Annotated in this window: 15 protein-coding genes and 1 pseudogene; 11 read left to right on the plus strand and 5 right to left on the minus strand. The window is 69.1% G+C overall.

What is annotated here, in order from left to right; all coding sequences use genetic code 11:
• Window positions 1-114 precede the first annotated feature (114 nt).
• Both QM714_RS18285 and QM714_RS18290 read left to right on the plus strand, forming a co-directional pair.
• Window positions 115-702 (plus strand): hypothetical protein, encoded by a 588-nt coding sequence (locus QM714_RS18285; protein ID WP_415102768.1) that lies wholly within the window; start codon window positions 115-117, stop codon window positions 700-702.
• Between the two features lie 138 nt (window positions 703-840).
• Window positions 841-1,404 (plus strand): NADPH-dependent FMN reductase, encoded by a 564-nt coding sequence (locus tag QM714_RS18290; protein WP_415102769.1) that lies wholly within the window; start codon window positions 841-843, stop codon window positions 1,402-1,404.
• Between the two features lie 20 nt (window positions 1,405-1,424).
• Here the strand turns inward: QM714_RS18290 and QM714_RS18295 are convergent, their stop codons facing one another.
• Entirely contained in the window at window positions 1,425-2,609 is a 1,185-nt protein-coding gene (locus QM714_RS18295) for a THUMP-like domain-containing protein (protein WP_415102770.1), read from the minus strand.
• A gap of 638 nt (window positions 2,610-3,247) precedes the next feature.
• Here QM714_RS18295 and QM714_RS18300 point away from each other — a divergent pair.
• The 4 genes from QM714_RS18300 to guaB all read left to right on the plus strand — a co-directional run bounded on the left by QM714_RS18300 (window position 3,248) and on the right by guaB (window position 7,580).
• Window positions 3,248-3,775: a SixA phosphatase family protein gene (locus QM714_RS18300; protein ID WP_415103058.1), complete on the plus strand. Its 528-nt coding sequence runs from the start codon at window positions 3,248-3,250 to the stop codon at window positions 3,773-3,775.
• 163 nt (window positions 3,776-3,938) lie between these two features.
• The gene (gene groES / locus QM714_RS18305; RefSeq protein WP_415103059.1) at window positions 3,939-4,232 is read left to right on the plus strand and encodes a co-chaperone GroES; all 294 of its coding nucleotides are present in this window, start codon (window positions 3,939-3,941) and stop codon (window positions 4,230-4,232) included.
• A gap of 21 nt (window positions 4,233-4,253) precedes the next feature.
• On the plus strand, window positions 4,254-5,873 hold the full coding sequence (gene groL, locus QM714_RS18310; protein WP_415102771.1) for a chaperonin GroEL: 1,620 nt from the start codon (window positions 4,254-4,256) through the stop codon (window positions 5,871-5,873).
• A gap of 186 nt (window positions 5,874-6,059) precedes the next feature.
• A complete protein-coding gene (gene guaB / locus QM714_RS18315; protein ID WP_415102772.1) occupies window positions 6,060-7,580 on the plus strand; it encodes an IMP dehydrogenase in 1,521 nt (506 codons plus the stop codon).
• 25 nt (window positions 7,581-7,605) lie between these two features.
• On the opposite strand, the gene QM714_RS18320 is transcribed toward guaB, so the two are convergent.
• Together QM714_RS18320 and QM714_RS18325 are read right to left on the minus strand one after the other, a co-directional pair.
• Entirely contained in the window at window positions 7,606-7,995 is a 390-nt protein-coding gene (locus QM714_RS18320) for a type II toxin-antitoxin system VapC family toxin (protein ID WP_415102773.1), read from the minus strand.
• Window positions 7,992-8,276 (minus strand): type II toxin-antitoxin system VapB family antitoxin, encoded by a 285-nt coding sequence (locus QM714_RS18325; RefSeq protein WP_415102774.1) that lies wholly within the window; start codon window positions 8,274-8,276, stop codon window positions 7,992-7,994. The genes QM714_RS18320 and QM714_RS18325 overlap by 4 nt, the downstream gene beginning before the upstream one ends.
• 44 nt (window positions 8,277-8,320) lie before the next feature.
• Between QM714_RS18325 and QM714_RS18330 the strand changes: the two genes are divergently transcribed.
• Complete coding sequence (locus QM714_RS18330; RefSeq protein ID WP_415102775.1) at window positions 8,321-9,427, plus strand: GuaB3 family IMP dehydrogenase-related protein; 1,107 nt, start codon at window positions 8,321-8,323, stop codon at window positions 9,425-9,427.
• Window positions 9,428-9,580: 153 nt separating this feature from the next.
• On the opposite strand, the gene QM714_RS18335 is transcribed toward QM714_RS18330, so the two are convergent.
• Entirely contained in the window at window positions 9,581-10,066 is a 486-nt protein-coding gene (locus QM714_RS18335) for an NUDIX hydrolase (RefSeq protein ID WP_415103060.1), read from the minus strand.
• A gap of 76 nt (window positions 10,067-10,142) precedes the next feature.
• On the opposite strand from QM714_RS18335, the pseudogene QM714_RS18340 reads away from it, so the two are divergent.
• The 4 genes and pseudogenes from QM714_RS18340 to QM714_RS18355 all read left to right on the plus strand — a co-directional run.
• Window positions 10,143-11,153: pseudogene (locus tag QM714_RS18340) on the plus strand (glycerol-3-phosphate dehydrogenase/oxidase); the annotation flags it as partial.
• Window positions 11,154-11,247: 94 nt separating this feature from the next.
• On the plus strand, window positions 11,248-11,880 hold the full coding sequence (locus tag QM714_RS18345; RefSeq protein ID WP_415102776.1) for a glycerol-3-phosphate dehydrogenase C-terminal domain-containing protein: 633 nt from the start codon (window positions 11,248-11,250) through the stop codon (window positions 11,878-11,880).
• A 60-nt stretch (window positions 11,881-11,940) separates the two neighbouring features.
• A complete protein-coding gene (locus tag QM714_RS18350; RefSeq protein WP_415102777.1) occupies window positions 11,941-13,563 on the plus strand; it encodes a succinic semialdehyde dehydrogenase in 1,623 nt (540 codons plus the stop codon).
• Window positions 13,563-15,287 carry a GMC family oxidoreductase N-terminal domain-containing protein gene (locus QM714_RS18355; protein ID WP_415102778.1) on the plus strand — a complete coding sequence of 575 codons (1,725 nt, stop codon included), beginning with the start codon at window positions 13,563-13,565 and terminating at the stop codon, window positions 15,285-15,287. Before QM714_RS18350 ends, QM714_RS18355 begins: the two co-directional genes overlap by 1 nt.
• 43 nt (window positions 15,288-15,330) lie before the next feature.
• On the opposite strand, the gene QM714_RS18360 is transcribed toward QM714_RS18355, so the two are convergent.
• Window positions 15,331-16,761, minus strand: coding sequence for a hypothetical protein (locus tag QM714_RS18360; protein WP_415102779.1), 1,431 nt, complete (start codon window positions 16,759-16,761; stop codon window positions 15,331-15,333).
• Window positions 16,762-16,821: the final 60 nt, after the last annotated feature.

Consider the following 16,821-nt stretch of genomic DNA (forward strand, 5'->3'; position numbering starts at 1 on the left):
GGGATCGCGGTTCTAGTGACCTGCGTCCTACTGAGAAAATTCATTGAAATCTAACGTTTTTCTCAGTAGGGGTTCGAGAAAGGGCTCGGCCCCACTCGTAGGAGGAACCCACCAATGCGCGCGACACTCGACAAGCTCATTTCCTGGACCGGTCTGCTTCTCGCGGTGGTGCTCTTGGTTGCCGGTGGACTGCTGACTTGGGCCAGCAACTTCACCCACGACCAGGTCACCACGCAGTTGAAGGACCAGCACATCACCATGCCGGAAGGCGATGCCCTGGCGACCAAGGAGATGAAGGACGCTCTCGGCAAGTACGCCGGCGAGCCGATGACGACCGGCCCCCAGGCCAAGGCCTACGCCGACCACTACATCCTGGTCCACATGAACGAGTCGTCGGACGGCAAGACCTACTCCGAGGTGAGCGGCGAGTTCATGGCCATGTCGGCCGACGAGAACGCCGACCCCGACAAGCTCGCCGAGCTCGGTCAGCTCCGCCAGACCCTGTTCATGGGGAGCACGCTGCGCGGCCTGCTGCTGAACGCCTACGCCTTCTGGACCCTCGGCACGATCGCCCAGATCGCATCCATCGTCTCCTACGTCGGAGCCGCCTTCATGTTCGTCCTCGGGCTGCTGGGCCTGAGTCACGCCAAGAAGGCCGCTGCCGCGGAGCCCGTGGTGAAGGAGCCCGTCGCCACGGCGTGAGCTCTCACCAGCCACCACGCAGGGCCCGGCGCACTCAAGGCGCCGGGCCCTTGGCTTGTCTGGGAGTGAGCACGTTCGCGAGTGGCTCCGCGAGCGGGCTTAAGGTGTCCCGGTCCAACTGCAGAAGAGTGGAGTCTCGTGTCCAAGCCCGTGCTGCTGGTCGTCGTCGCCAGCACCCGTCCCGGTCGGGTCGGTCCTTCGGTGGCCGTCTGGTTCGTCGAGCTCGCCCGGGAGCACGGTGGCTTCGAGGTCGAGATGGTGGACCTGGCTGAGCTCGACCTGCCGATGATGGACGAGCCGAACCATCCGCGGCTGCGGCAGTACATCCACGATCACACCAAGCGCTGGAGCGCGATCGTGGATCGTGCCGATGCGTTCGTGTTCGTGATGCCGGAGTACAACTACGGCTTCACCGCACCGCTGAAGAACGCGATCGACTATCTGCACGAGGAGTGGCGGAGCAAGCCGATCTCGTTCGTCAGCTATGGCGGCATCTCGGCCGGCCTGCGGGCGGTGCAGCAGCTCAAGCAGGTAGTGGGCGCGTTGGGCATGATGCCGGCGGTGGCCGCTGTGCCGGTCCCGTTCGTCGCGCAGCACGTCGAGGACGGCGTCTTCACGCCCACCGAGATCATGGAGACCGGTGCGAGGGCGACGCTCGAGGAGCTGGTGGAGTTGCGCGGCGCGCTCTCGACGCTGCGCTGAGCGTCTGTCGGTCCCAAGGCTTAGAAGGGCTGCGCCAGGAGCGCCGTGCCGACTCCGGCGAGGCGGGTCAGCACCAGCGTCGCCTCGTTCTCACCGCGCAGGTCGAGGCGCTTGCGGAGTGCGTCGGGCACGATGTCGACGCCGCGTTTCTTGATGGTGAGGCGACCGATGCCGCGCTGATGCAGGGCGGCCTTGAGCTGCTTCTCCCGATAGGGCAGCCGCTCCACCACCCGGTAGCCGTGCGCGAAGGGGGTCTGGAAGGACTCGTCGGAGGTGACGTAGGCGATGTGCTCGTCCAGCAGGCCGCCGTTGACCCCGGCCGCGACGGCGGTGACCAGGCCAGCGCGGATGACCGCACCGTCGGGCTCGTAGAGGAACTGCCCGAGGGGTACGACGGGCCGCTCGGCGCCGTCGTACGGGTCGTCCTCGTCGGTCAGGGTGGCCAGCCCGACCCGGGCCAGCACCGTCGCGCGGCGCCGCGTGGTGGCCAGCGTCGGTGACCACAGGGCGGCTTCCTTCACCTCGCCGCGCAGGCTCACCCACTCCGCCTCGACCCCTTCGGGCACCAGGGAGTGGGGCAGCCCCGGGGCGACCTTGACGACGGCCCGCTCCCCGAGCAGGCCGGCGATGAACTCCCACGGGGGACTCCAGCCGTGCACGTCGAAGATCCGCCCGCGGGCCGAGCGGCGGGCCGGGTCGGCGAAGGCCACCCCGAAGCCGGAGACGTCGACCTGTTCGACGTCGGCGACCGCCACCGCCCCGCTCAGGGCGAGGGCGGCCAGGTTGGCCTCGGCGACCGCGGCGCGGACGGGGTCCTGCTCCACCCCGGCGACGGTGAGTCCGGCCCGCGCCAGCTCGATCAGGTCGCCACCCAGTCCGCAGCCGAGGTCGATGACGGTGCCGAGCTCGGTCGCCACGATTCTTGCTGCCCGATGAGCGGCTACCCGGGGGTGGGTGGCCTGCTCCAGTGCGTCTGGTGTGAAGTACATCCGCACGGCGTCGTCGCCGAACTTCGCCACCGCCCGCGCGCGCAACTGGACCTGGGTCAGCGCCGCAGCGGCCCGATCCGCGTCCGGCTCGATCTTGCGCACCGCGTCCGCGGACGCCACCGGGTCGGCGCCTGCGTCGACGTAGGCCAGGGTCGCCTGCGCGAGCAGGCGCTGGCCATCTGCTGAGAGCAGCCAGCGGAAGGCGGCGAGGTCCACGGAGGGCATCCTTCCGCATCGCTGGCGCTGCCCGGGTTGCTGGTCGGCTGGGGGTGCTCGTCGACGGGGCAGCTATCGGGGAAGGCAGTCCTCGGGTTGTGGCGGCTCGCCGGGTTGCTGGTCCGCTGTGGTCACCCTGGTCACCGCTTCATCAAGGTATGTAGGCGGGCCTGCACTTCTCATGGCGTGCACGCCATGAGAAGTGCTGCCTGACCCAGTTACCTTGATGAAGCAGCAACCCGAGCGACCCCTGGGACCAGGAGCTGCGCCAGGGACCGGGGATGGGTGCACAGATGGGGCCGGAACGCCCATCCCGCCCGTCTGCCGCGGTGCTGTGGTGGCCCGGACCCATCTGGTGCGGCTCTGTGGTGGCTAGGGGCCCGCTATACGAGGCACCTTGCCACCACAAGACCGCGGCAGACGCAACAAGACCGCGGCAGACGCCCCACCGCACGCGAGACGCCGGGCAGCACCAGCGACCCGGCAGCGAACCTGAGGCCACTGGGCGCCCACCCGGCGTAGATGCCTGTCGGTCGCCACCATCCACGGCCAGCAGCCCGGCAGCGAGCCGGGCCGACGGCGGAGCGAACCGCGGCGCCCCCGCCCCGGGGGATCGCCATCACTGCCACACTGACACCGTGCCGAAGACATTGGTGGTCGTGCGCCATGCGAAGTCGGACTGGTCGGGGCGACACGCCGACCGGGAGAGGCCGCTGGCTGAGCGTGGCCAGCGGCAGGCGCCTCGATCGGGTCGTTGGCTGGCCGAGCAGGTCCGAGATCTCAGTATCTCCGCGCCCGGTCTGGCGGTCGTCTCGCCGGCCGAGCGCACCCGGGCGACCTGGGCCTTGATCGCCGCAGAGCTGGCGGCGACCCCTCCGGAGCGACTCGACGAGCGGATATATGCAGGCTCGGGAGAGGAGCTGCTCGACGTCGTGCGAGAGATCACGGCCGAGGTGGAGGTGGCCGTCCTGGTGGGGCACCTGCCGGGCGTCGAGGATCTCGTCGAGCTGCTCACCGGCGAGTGGGTCTCGATGCCGACCTCGGCGATGGCGGCGGTCTGGCTGCCGGACACGTGGGCGGCAGCAGGCCACCGGCGGGGCGTCGTCCGCGCTCACGGGCGCCCGCCGGAGGGCCCCCTTCTGGCACTCCCTTCAGGTGAGTGCTAACGTCTGATCTGGCACTCTCGACCCGAGGGTGCCAGCGCTTGCGCTGAAGTGCGACCCCCGCGACGGCGTACCTCATCCGCAGGCTCGAACGTGTCGGGACGCCTCCTCCGGGAGGCGCCCACCCATCGATCAATGACAAGTGGAGAAAGTGGAGGTCGACATCGTGTCGGTCAACATCAAGCCTCTCGAGGACCGGATCGTCGTCAAGCCGCTTGACGCCGAACAGACCACGGCCTCGGGTCTGGTCATCCCGGACACCGCCAAGGAGAAGCCGCAGGAGGGCGAGGTCCTCGCCATCGGTCCGGGCCGCATCGACGACAACGGCCAGCGGGTCCCCGTCGACGTGTCGGTCGGCGACAAGGTCATCTACAGCAAGTACGGCGGCACCGAGGTCAAGTACGCCGGCGAGGAGTTCCTGATCCTCTCCGCGCGTGACGTCCTTGCCGTGGTTTCCTGATCGAAGGAGCGAAGAAGCTTCATGCCGAAGATCCTGGAGTTCGACGAGAGCGCCCGGCGCTCCCTCGAGCGGGGAGTGGATGCGCTGGCCAACACCGTCAAGGTGACCCTCGGCCCGCGCGGACGCTATGTCGTGTTGGACAAGAAGTGGGGCGCTCCCACCATCACCAACGACGGTGTGACCGTCGCGCGTGAGGTCGAGTTGGACGACCCGTTCGAGAACCTCGGTGCCCAGCTCACCAAGGAGGTCGCCACCAAGACCAACGACGTCGCCGGTGACGGCACCACGACGGCCACCGTGCTGGCTCAGTCGATGGTGCACGAGGGGCTGCGCGCGGTCGCGGCGGGCATCAACCCGATGGGCCTCAAGCGCGGCATGGACGCGGCGGCCGAGGCCGTCAGCGACGCGCTGCGCGAGACCGCTCGTGAGGTGGAGACGCGTGAGGACATGGCGTCGGTCGCGACGATCTCCAGCCGCGACAGCATCATCGGCGACCTGCTCGCCGAGGCCTTCGACAAGGTCGGCAAGGACGGCGTGATCACCGTCGAGGAGTCCAACACCATGGGCACCGAGCTGGAGTTCACCGAGGGGATGCAGTTCGACAAGGGCTACATCTCGCAGTACTTCGTCACCGACCCCGAGAGCATGGAGGCCGTCCTGGACGACCCCTACGTGCTCCTCCACCAGGGCAAGATCTCCTCGGTTGCCGAGTTGCTGCCCCTGCTGGAGAAGGTCATCTCGACCGGCAAGCCGCTGTTCATCCTCGCCGAGGACGTCGACGGCGAGGCGTTGTCGACCCTGGTCGTCAACAAGCTCCGTGGCACCTTCACCGCTGTCGCGGTGAAGAGCCCGGCGTTCGGTGACCGCCGCAAGGCGATGATGCAGGACATCGCCACGCTGACCGGCGGCCAGGTGGTGGCCCCCGAGGTCGGGCTCAAGCTCGACCAAGTCGGTCTGGAGGTGCTCGGCAGTGCTCGTCGTGTGGTGGTCACCAAGGACAACACCACCATCGTCGACGGTGGTGGCGAGCACGCCGAGGTCGAGGCCCGGGTCAACCAGATCAAGGCCGAGATCGAGACCACCGACTCCGACTGGGACCGCGAGAAGCTCCAGGAGCGGCTCGCCAAGCTGGCCGGCGGTGTCTGCGTGATCAAGGTCGGTGCGGCCACCGAGGTGGAGCTGAAGGAGAAGAAGCACCGCATCGAGGACGCCGTCTCCGCAACCCGTGCGGCCATCGAGGAGGGCATCGTCGCCGGTGGCGGCTCGGCCCTCATCCACGCCGCCTCGGTGCTCGACGGTGACCTCGGCCTCTCCGGCGACGAGGCGCAGGGTGTGCGCATCGTCAAGAAGGCGGTCGACGAGCCGCTGCGCTGGATCGCGGAGAACGGTGGCGAGAACGGTTACGTCATCGTGACCAAGGTCCGTGAGGCGGGCGCCGGCACCGGCTACAACGCCGCCACTGGGGAGTACGGCGACCTGGTCGCCCAGGGCGTCCTCGACCCGGTCAAGGTCACCCGCTCCGCGCTGGTCAACGCCACCTCGATCGCGGGCATGCTGCTCACGACCGAGACCCTGATCGTCGACAAGCCCGAGGAGGAAGAGGCTCCCGCTGCCGGTCACGGCCACGGGCACGGCCACTGAGCGAGGCCAACCTCACCAGCTCGAAACGCTGACCCGGTGCGACCCGTCGCACCGGGTCAGCGTCGTCTTCGGAGCCCGGCCCCAGGGTCAAGAGTTCGGCCGCGACACTCCACTAGACTGTGTCCACTCACAGCGAAAGGCTCCCGGAAACGACTGATGGACTCCCAGCACGCCCCGACCGCCCCTATGACCGACGATCTGGCCGACGGCGTGCCGTCGAAGTTCGCCGCGCTGGGCCTCACCTACGACGACGTACTGCTGCTTCCGGGTGAGTCCGACCTGGCGCCGCAGGACATCGACACGACCAGTCGGCTGACTCGGGAGATCTCGCTCCGCGTGCCGCTTGTGAGCGCGGCGATGGACACCGTGACCGAGTCGCGGATGGCGATCGCGATGGCCCGCCAGGGTGGCCTCGGCGTGCTGCACCGCAACCTGTCCACCGAGGATCAGGCCTACCAGGTCGATCTGGTCAAGCGGACCCAGACCGGGATCATCTCCAACCCGATCACCATCGGTCCCGACGCGACCCTGGAGGAGCTCGACCGGATCTGCGGCGAGTATCGCGTCTCGGGCCTCCCCGTCGTGGACGCCGGCGATCATCTCCTCGGCATCATCACCAACCGCGATCTGCGCTTCACGCCGGTCGCCGAGTGGGTGACCACCAAGGTCGACGAGGTGATGACGCCGATGCCGCTGATCACCGCGCCGATCGGCATCTCCCGCGACGACGCCACGGCCCTGCTCCGCAAGCACAAGCGGGAGCGGCTGCCGCTGATCGACGACGAGGGACGGCTGGGCGGGCTGATCACTGTCAAGGACTTCGTGAAGTCCGAGCAGTTCCCCCATGCCTCCAAGGACGCCGACGGGCGGCTAATGGTGGGCGCCGCGATCGGCTACTTCGGCGATGCCTGGGACCGGGCCACCACCCTGGTCGAGGCCGGTGTCGACGTACTCGTCGCCGACACCGCGCACGGCCACGTGACACTGCTGCTCGACATGGTGCGCCGCCTCAAGTCCGACCCGGCCACCCGCCACGTCCAAGTCATCGGCGGCAACGTGGCGACTCGCGCGGGCGCGCAGGCGTTCGTCGATGCCGGTGCCGACGCGGTCAAGGTCGGCTTCGGGCCAGGCTCGATCTGTACGACGAGGGTGGTCACCGGCTGCGGCGTACCTCAAGTCACTGCCGTCTACGAAGCCGCCCTGGCCACCGCTCCGGCAGGCGTCCCGGTCATCGCCGACGGTGGCCTCCAGCAGTCCGGCGACATCGCCAAGGCGCTCGTCGCCGGCGCCGAGACGGTGATGCTCGGCTCGCTGCTCGCCGGCTGTGAGGAGTCGCCCGGAGAGCTGGTCTTCGTCAACGGCAAGCAGTACAAGTCCTATCGCGGGATGGGCTCGCTCGGGGCGATGTCCAGCCGGGGCAAGAAGTCCTACTCCAAGGACCGCTACTTCCAGGCCGAGGTGACCAGCGACGACAAGATCGTCCCCGAGGGGATCGAGGGCCAGGTCGCCTACCGCGGTCCGCTCGCTGCGGTCGCCCACCAGCTCATCGGCGGCCTGCACCAGTCGATGTTCTACATCGGTGCGCGCACCGTGCCCGAGCTGCAGGAGAAGGGCCGCTTCGTGCGGATCACCGCTGCCTCTCTCAAGGAGTCCCACCCCCACGACGTCCAGATGACCGTCGAGGCGCCGAATTACTCGGGCCGCTAGCCGACCCACGTTCTGTGCCAGAAGGTCAGGGTACGACCGCGATATCGGTCCGGCTGAAGTCATCGCCCTTGAACAACAGCGGGACCCGGGCCAGTCTCGCCACCGCGTAGGAGAAGCAGTCGCCCAGGTTGAGGCCTGCCGGGTGTCGCCCCTTGCCGAACTGTCGCCACGCGTTGAATGCGACAGTGGCGTGGTCGTGGTCGACTGGCACGACCTGATCGATCGCGGCGGAGACGAGGAGGTCGAGGTCGCGGGTCGCGTCTACCCCCTGTCGGGCCTCGACAACGATTCCGGCCTCGACGAGGCTGACGGCGGAGATCAGCGTGGGCTCCGCGGAGAGGCTGGCCAGATATCGCTCCGCATCGACCTCGCCGAGCACCACCGCGACCAGGGCTGAGGTGTCGGCGGCGATCATGTCGGCAGGCCGCGGCCGTCGTAGCCGAGGATCTCCTCCGCGCCGCGATCGTCGATCGTTGCTCGCGACCGCCCGCGGGCGATGATCGCGGCAAGACCAGGAGTCTTGGTGGCGGTCTGGTGCGCCCTGGTGGCCGCCAGCTTCTCTTCGATCGCCTCACGGAGCGCGGTGGTGATTGGCAGCCCGGTGAGCCGGCCAGCTCGCGGGCGAGCCGGTCGGTGGTCGGGTCCTTGATGTTGATGGCCATCGAGGAAGAATAGCGTATATACATCTTCCTGCATGGGGGGATTGGGCGCTGAGCAGCAAGCGATGCCAGAATCACAGCGTGACCGAGATCGAGATCGGGCGGGCCAAGCGGGCCCGGCGGGCCTACTCCTTCGACGACGTGGCGATCGTGCCTTCCCGGCGCACCCGCGATCCGGAGGAGGTCAGCACCGCCTGGCAGATCGACGCCTACCGGTTCGAGCTGCCGATCGTGGCCGCTCCGATGGACTCGGTGATGTCTCCGGAGACCGCGATCAGTCTCGGCCGCTTCGGTGGGCTGGGCGTGCTCAACCTCGAGGGGCTGTGGACCCGCTACGAGGATCCGACCTCCCTTCTCGAAGAGGTCGCCTCGTTGGACGGGGTAGACGCCACCCAGCGGATGCAGCAGATCTATGCCGAGCCGATCAAGGGGCAGTTGATCACCGAACGGCTGCAGGAGATTCGCGAGGCCGGCGTCACCGTCGCGGGCAGCCTGTCCCCGCAGCGGACCAAGGAGTTCGCCAAGACCGTTGTCGACGCCGGCGTGGACATGTTCGTGATCAGAGGCACCACGGTCTCTGCCGAGCACGTCTCCTCCCAGGCCGAGCCGCTGAACCTCAAGGAGTTCATCTACGAGCTCGACGTGCCGGTCATCGTCGGCGGCTGCGCGACCTACCAGGCCGCGCTGCACCTGATGCGCACGGGCGCGGCAGGGGTCTTGGTGGGCTTCGGCGGTGGAGCGGCCCACACCACCCGGACCGTGCTCGGCGTCGCGGTGCCGATGGCCTCCGCGGTCGCTGACGTCGCCGCTGCTCGCCGGGACTACCTCGACGAGTCGGGCGGCCGCTACGTGCACGTCATCGCGGACGGCTCGATCGGCCGCTCGGGCGACATCGCCAAGGCGATCGCCTGCGGCGCCGACGCCGTCATGGTCGGCTCTCCGTTCGCCCGCGCCTCCGATGCCCCCGGTCGCGGCTTCCACTGGGGTGGCGAGGCCCACCACCAGCAGCTTCCGCGCGGCGAGCGGGTCCGCTTCGACACCGTCGGCACGCTCGAGGAGATCCTCTTCGGACCGTCGCGGGTCGCCGACGGCACCATGAACCTCGTCGGCGCGCTACGCCGGGCGATGGCCACCACGGGCTACACCGAGCTCAAGGAGTTCCAGCGCATCGAGGTCGTCGTCGAGTAGGCCGGTTGGGGCCGCTGGTCGATGGTGGTGCGGTGGGCCGTCTGCCGCGGTCTTCTTGCGTCTCCCGCGGTGCTGTGGTGGCAAAGCGGCTCGAATACGGGCTCCTTAGCCACCACAGAGCCGCGGGAGATGGGTCAGGGCCACCACAGCACCTCAGTCGGCGAGCCAGCCCCCGAGCAGACCCACGGTGTCGGGCATGAAGTCGTCGGGGTCGCTCTCGATCGCGGCGAGGAGCTCCTCGACGGCCATCCACTCCCCGCTGGCGACCTCCTCGGGCTGCCACCGGATCGGCCCGTCCCACTCGGCGACGAAACAGAAGCCGAAGTACGTCGTGTGGTCGTCGGTGAAGAAGCCCCGGCCAAGCTCGACCAGCGGTGCGTCGGTGATGCCGAGCTCCTCGGCCAGTTCACGGACGGCCGCCTCGTGCGGGTCCTCACCGGCACCGATCACGCCGCCCGCGGCGAAGTCGCGACGGCTCGGGTAGACGTCCTTGGTGTCGGTGCGGCGGTGGACGTAGATCCGCCCCCACGGATCGCGGACCACGACCGCGGTGGCGGCATGACGAAGGTTCTCCGCCCGCATCCGGGATCGTGGGGCACTTCCGCACGGCTGCCCGTCTTCGTCGTACAGCGCGACCATCTCCTCCACCCGGCCATTCTGCTCCGAGATGATCTGCGCCGTCGCGGCGGCGCTACCCGGTTGAGACAATGGGGGTATGACACAGACCAGTGCGCTCAGTCCGGCAGCACGCGAGGAGTCCTTGGCGAGTCTGCGGGCCACCACTGCGGCGGGTGCCGAGTTGGATGTGCTTGTCGTCGGCGGCGGCATCACCGGCACTGGGATCGCGCTGGACGCCGTTACCCGCGGGCTGTCGACCGGCCTGCTCGAGCAGCGCGATATCGCATCCGGCACCAGTTCGCGCAGCAGCAAGCTCGTCCACGGCGGTCTGCGCTATCTCGAGATGTTCGACTTCGGCCTGGTGCGCGAGGCGCTGCAGGAGCGCGGGCTGCTGCTCACCCGGTTGGCGCCGCACCTGGTCCACCCGGTCCCGTTCCTCTACCCGCTGCACCACACCTGGGAGCGCCCTTACGCCGGCGCCGGGCTGCTGCTCTACGACGGCATGGCGATGGCCGGGAAGTACGACATGGGCGTCCCGCGTCACCGACACCTCTTCCGCCGCCAGATCGCCCGGATCGCACCTGACCTGAAGGTCGACGAGTTGGCGGGCGCGATCCGCTACTACGACTGCCAGGTCGACGACGCCCGGCTGGTGCTGATGGTCGCCCGCACCGCGCAGTCCCATGGTGCCCTGGTGGCCCCGCGCACGAAGGTGATCGGTTTCGTCCGCGACGGTGAGCGCGTGGTGGGGGTCCGCGCGGAGGATCTCGAGACCGACGAGCAGTTCGAGGTGCGCGCGCGGGTGGTGGTCAACGCCGCCGGTGTGTGGACCGACGAGATCCAGCAGATGGTCGGCGGCCGAGGCAGCCTCAACGTCCAAGCCAGCAAGGGGATCCACCTCGTGGTCCCGCGCGACCGGATCCGCTCGGAGGCAGGCTTCATCACCAAGACCGAGAAGTCGGTCCTCTTCGTGATCCCCTGGGGGCGGCACTGGATCATCGGCACCACCGACACTCCGTGGGACCTCGACAAGGCCCATCCCGCCGCGAGCCGGGCCGACATCGACTACCTGCTCAACCACGTCAACACCCTCCTGCGCGACCCTCTCGACCATGCCGATGTCGAGGGGGTGTACGCCGGCCTGAGGCCGCTGCTGAAGGCCGAGGACGAGTCGACCAGCAAGCTTCTCCCGGGAGCACACCGTGGTCACTCCCGTGCCCGGTCTGATCCTGATCGGCGGCGGCAAGCTGACGACGTACCGCGTGATGGCCAAGGACGCCGTCGACGCAGCCGAGCCGATCCTGCGCGACCTGACCGGCTCGTCGGTGCGCGAGTGCATCACCGACCGGGTGCCGCTCGCCGGTGCGCAAGGCTTCGAGACCCGCACCAACCAGCGAGTGATGCTCTCGCGCAAGACCGGGATCCCGGTGGGCCGGATCGACCACCTGTTGGGGCGGTACGGCGGTCTGGTCGACGAGGTCCTCGACCTGGTCCGTGCCCGCCCGGAGCTCGCCGAACCGCTGCCGGGCGCCGACGACTACCTCTGCGCCGAGGTCGTCTATGCCGTCACCCACGAAGGCGCTCGGCATCTCGACGACGTGCTGACCAGGCGCACCCGGATCTCCATCGAGACCTTCGACCGCGGCGTCTCGGCCGCCGAGCCCTCGGCACGGCTGATGGCCGAGGCTCTCGGCTGGGACGACGCGCGCACGGCCGACGAGGTCGACCACTACCTGCGGCGGGTCGAGGCGGAGCGACAGAGTCAGTTGAAGATGACCGATCAGGAGGCCGACGAGACCCGGGTGAGCGCCCCCGAGATCGTCCAGACACCCTGATCAGGAGACGCTTGTTACTGAGGGGTAGGCATCAAGAGAGCGGCGAACTAGGCTGAGGCCGTGACCTCCCAGACCCCCTCACCCGCGGACGGCCCGGTCGTCGACGGACCGCGGGACCCTGAACACGACCCGTCGGCGTCGTACGCCCTCGAGCCTGAGTATGTCGAAGCGCTCACTCGCCGCATCCTGTCCACCAGCGGACGCACCGCGCAGACCTTCTCCCCGCTGAACGGCCAGCCGCTGGCGCACGTGCCGCAGTCCTCTGCGGCCGATGTGGCCGAGGCGTTCGACAAGGCGCGACGGGCCCAGGAGGCGTGGGCGCGGACCAGCCTGGGAACCCGAGCCGCGGCTCTGCTCCGGCTGCACGACCTGATCTTGGACCGCCAGGACGAGATCATGGACCTCACCGTGCTGGAGTCCGGCAAGGCTCGCAAGCACGCCTTCGACGAGCCGCTGCATGTCGCCTTGACCGCGCGCTACTACGCCCGCACGGCGCATCGGCACCTGGACACCCGACGTCACCTCGGCGTGATCCCGGTGCTCACCCGGGTCGAGGTGAACCGGATCCCGAAGGGCGTCGTCGGCATCATCTCGCCGTGGAACTACCCCTTCACGATGGCGCTCTGCGACGGGCTGCCGGCGCTGCTGGCCGGCAACGCGGTGGTGGCCAAACCAGACCATCACTCGATGCTGACCGGTCTGTTCGCCGCCCAGCTGCTGGAGGAGGCAGGCTTCCCTCGTGACCTGTGGCAGGTGGTCGCCGGGCCGGGCAGCGAGATCGGGCCGGCGCTGATCGATCAGGCCGACTACGTCTGCTTCACCGGCTCGACCGCCACCGGGCGCAGCGTCGCCCAGGGGTGCGCCGACCGCCTGATCGGCTGCTCGTTGGAGCTCGGCGGCAAGAACCCCATCTTGATCCTGCGCGACGCCGACCTCGAGAAGGCGGCCGAGGGCGCGGTGCGGGCGTCGTTCTCCAACGCCGGCCAGCTGTGTGTGTCCACCGAGCGGATGTTCGTGGCCGACCAGATCTACGACCGGTTCCTGGATCGGTTCGTGGCGCGCACCGAGGCGATGTCGCTGGGGGCGAGCCTGGATTGGGGCCTGGACATGGGCTCGCTGATCTCACAGACCCAGCTCGACGCGGTGACCGCCCACGTCGAGGACGCCGTGGAGAAGGGCGCCCGGGTGCTGGCGGGCGGTCGGGCGCGTCCCGATCTGGGCCCGTTCGTGTTCGAGCCGACCATCCTCGAGGGTGTCACCCCCGAGATGTCCTGCTTCGGCCAGGAGACCTTCGGCCCGGTCGTGTCGGTCTACCGCTTCCACGACGAGGCCGAGGCGGTAGCCCGCGCCAACGACGGTGACTATGGCCTCAACGCGGCGATCTACAGCCGCGACGGGGACCGCGCTCGCGCCCTGGCGGCCAAGATCAAGTGCGGCACCGTCAACATCAACGAGGCCTTCGGGGCGACCTTCGCCTCCATCGACTCCCCGATGGGCGGCATGCGTGACTCCGGCCTCGGTCGCCGGCAGGGCGCCGAGGGCATCTTGCGCTACACCGAGCCGCAGTCGGTGGCCACCCAGCGGGTGATGCGGTTCGCGCCGATGTTCGGCATGTCCGACCAGACCTACGCGAAGGTGATGACCGCGAACCTCAAGGTGCTGAAGCGGCTCGGGAGGGCGTGATGGCCTCGGCCCGTGGCAGGCACTTCGATGTCCTGGTCGTCGGATCGGGGTTCGGCGGCTCCGTCACCGCGCTGCGGCTCACCGAGAAGGGCTACCGGGTCGGGGTGCTCGAGGCCGGTGCCCGGTTCGAGGACGACGACCTGCCGGTCACCTCGTTCGACACCAAGAACTACCTGTTCCGGCCCGAGGCCGGCCTCTACGGCATCCAGCGGATCGACGCCCTCAAGGACTGCCTGATCCTGTCCGGTGCCGGCGTCGGCGGTGGTTCGTTGGTCTATGCCAACACGCTCTACGAGCCGCTGCCCGCCTTCTACACCGATCCGCAGTGGCGCGACATCACCGACTGGCGGGCCGAGCTGGCGCCGTACTACGACCAGGCCAAGCGGATGCTCGGCGTCGTCGAGAACCCGCTGCACACCCCGTCGGACGAGGTGATGAAGCAGGTCGCCGACGAGATGGGCGTCGGCGACACCTTCCACTACACCCCCGTCGGGGTGTTCTTCGGCGAGTCCGATCAGTCGCCCGAGGACACGGTGCCCGATCCGTTCTTCGGCGGGGCCGGCCCCGACCGCAACCCCTGCCGGGCGTGCGGCGCCTGCATGACCGGCTGCCGACACAACGCCAAGAACACCCTGGTCAAGAACTACCTCTACCTGGCCGAGCAGCACGGCGCCACGGTGCTGCCGCTGACCACGGTCACCCGCATCGTCGCTCGCGAGGACGGGGGGTACGACGTCCACGTGCGGCACACCAAGGCCAAACGTCGCAGTGCTGGCTCGACTCGAGTGCTGTCGGCCGACCAGGTCGTAGTCTCCGCCTCCGCCTTGGGGACTCAGCGTCTGCTGCATCGGATGAAGGCGGAGGGACATCTACCGGAGCTGTCGGACCGGCTGGGCTCCCTGGCTCGGACCAATTCCGAGTCGATCCTCGGTGCGGTCGCGCCCGACACCTCGACCGACTACAGCGTGGGGGTGGCCATCACTTCCTCGTTCCATCCCGACGAGCACACCCATATCGAGCCGGTCCGCTACGGCAAGGGCAGCAACGTGATGAGCCTGCTACAGACCGTGCTGACCGACGGCGACGGGCCCGGGCCGCGCTGGCGCGCCTGGCTGAAGGAGATGTGGCGACAGCGGACCAAGCTGCCCGGCTTCTACGACATGCTGCACTGGTCGGAGCGAGCCGTCATCGCGCTGGTCATGCAGAGCCGCGACAACTCGATCACGACCTACCTCAAGAAACAGCCGCTCACCGGTCGTCTCGTGCTGACCTCGCGGCAGGGCCACGGCGAGCCCAACCCGACCTGGATCCCAGCCGGCAACGAGGCCGTCCGCACGATGGCGCGGATCATGGGCGGGACCCCGGGCGGGTCGATCGGGGAGCCGTTCAACATGCCGCTGACAGCGCACTTCATCGGCGGCTGCACGATCGGCGCGACCGCTGACGACGGCGTGATCGACCCCTACCAGCGGGTCTTCAACTACCCCGGACTGCACGTCGTCGACGGCTCGGCGATCACCGCCAACCTCGGGGTGAACCCGTCGCTGACCATCACCGCCCAGGCGGAGCGGGCGATGGCCTTCTGGCCCAACCAGGGCGAGGCCGATCCGCGGCCCGACCTCGGCTCGCCCTACCGGCGACTGCGACCGGTCTCACCCAAGAACCCGATCGTCCCCGAGCATGCGCCCGGGGCGCTCCGGCTGCCGCTGGTCTCGGTGGACTGACCGGAGGGACGCCGGGGATCGGATGGCCGCTAGGTGCGTGGCGCTAGTGCCCACCGCCGTGGTGTCCGCCGCCGAAGAGACCTCCACCACCGGTGTCCGGCGGGTCGCCGTGACCCGAGTGTCCATGGTGGCCGGGGTGATGGTGGCCGGAGAGATCGCCGAAGGGAGCGAACTGTCCGGTGGACTGGTCGACGAGCTGAGGGTGATGCGGCCAGAGAGCAGGGTTGAGCCAGGGCTGGTCGGCCCAGTAGCCGTTGAGGTAGAGCCACGCCGGCCCGGCCGCCAGCCAGTGACTGGTCGGCACACCTCCTTGCAGGAGGGTGCGGGCCACCGGCTCGTCGCCCGCGGCCAACTGCGCCTGACAGGCCGCGCACACGGGGACTGGTGCGCCCACGCCGGCGGCCGGATAGGCAGCGGTGGCCACGCTCGGACCATGCCGCGGGTCGACGAAGCAGGGTGGCGTCCGCTCGGGCACCGGCCGACCATCCCTGATCGCGGCGAGTGTGGCTAACTCGAAGCGGGAGTCGGCCAGGGCCTGGGTCACCTGCCGTGCGTCCCCAGCAGACGCCATCGTGATCATGCTCTGGTGGGCGCGATCGAGCAGGGCCCGCGCTGCGGTCGCATGCGCCAGAGCGGTCGGCTCGCTCGTCGTGGTCTCGGCGGAGCCGATCTGCTGACGGACCTGCTCGATCTCTTCACGCAGTGGACCGCGCAGCGCCTCGAGGTCGGCGCGATCGAGCGACTCCGGTTCGCTCGGCGAGGAGGAGGTACGACGTCCGCGGGCGCCGCGGAGCACCGAGAGGGCGACGACGGCACCGACCCCGAGCGCGCCGATGAGCATCAGCGGCGGGCCGCCGTCGTCGCCGGGATCGTCGATCACTTCCGCGACCTGGCGGCTGTGCTTGGGGTTGTCGGAGTCGGCGATAAAACGCTGCAGCATCCCCTGGTAGTCCGGCGCGCAGCAGTCGATCCCGTGCCGCACGGCCGCCTTGACGTCGTACAGCGTGCCGCCGCGAGCCCACTGGTAGGCATAGAAGCCACCGCCCACGTGGTCACCGGATCCGCCGTAGAGGATCGCGTAGGTGCCCTCGCGGTCGACGTCGGAGTAGAGCTGCTGCAGGAGCGCGGCTGGCCGGTAGGCGAGGTTGAGGTCGCCGTACCCCTCGTCCGGGTCGGCTTGGAGCGGTGCCAGCGGTAGCACCCAGATCCGCAGCGGTGCGTCCTTCTTGCGCTTCACCTGGGCGGCCAGCCGCTTCACCTGACCGTGCTTGAGCCGACCCTCGGCGATGACTTGGGGGTCGACGTAGAGCCCGGGCTCGGACAGCTCCGCGGCGATCTTCGCCAGGTAGGCGTCCACCTCGTCCTGCTTGGCGGTTGCCACGGGAGCGGCCTGAGCTCGCCCGGCGCCGGCAGTCAGGGTGACGAGCGCCAGCTCGATCAACATGGCGATCAGCAGCGCGATGCGCCGAACCATCGTCATCGTCGTCCCCCGGGTCCTCAGGTGGCGCTCTCTGCGCGCCCCCATCTTCTCCTA

The organism is Nocardioides sp. (assembly GCF_047602075.1).
Lineage (GTDB): Bacteria > Actinomycetota > Actinomycetes > Propionibacteriales > Nocardioidaceae > Nocardioides.

Coding starts and splice junctions, on each gene's coding strand:
- QM714_RS18355 (WP_415102778.1), top strand. CDS start 13,563: ATGGCCTCGGCCCGTGGCAGGCACTTCGATGTCCTGGTCGTCGGATCG.
- QM714_RS18360 (WP_415102779.1), bottom strand. CDS start 16,761: ATGGTTCGGCGCATCGCGCTGCTGATCGCCATGTTGATCGAGCTGGCG.
- QM714_RS18285 (WP_415102768.1), top strand. CDS start 115: ATGCGCGCGACACTCGACAAGCTCATTTCCTGGACCGGTCTGCTTCTC.
- groL (WP_415102771.1), top strand. CDS start 4,254: ATGCCGAAGATCCTGGAGTTCGACGAGAGCGCCCGGCGCTCCCTCGAG.
- guaB (WP_415102772.1), top strand. CDS start 6,060: ATGACCGACGATCTGGCCGACGGCGTGCCGTCGAAGTTCGCCGCGCTG.
- QM714_RS18335 (WP_415103060.1), bottom strand. CDS start 10,066: ATGGTCGCGCTGTACGACGAAGACGGGCAGCCGTGCGGAAGTGCCCCA.
- QM714_RS18320 (WP_415102773.1), bottom strand. CDS start 7,995: ATGATCGCCGCCGACACCTCAGCCCTGGTCGCGGTGGTGCTCGGCGAG.
- QM714_RS18325 (WP_415102774.1), bottom strand. CDS start 8,276: ATGCAGGAAGATGTATATACGCTATTCTTCCTCGATGGCCATCAACAT.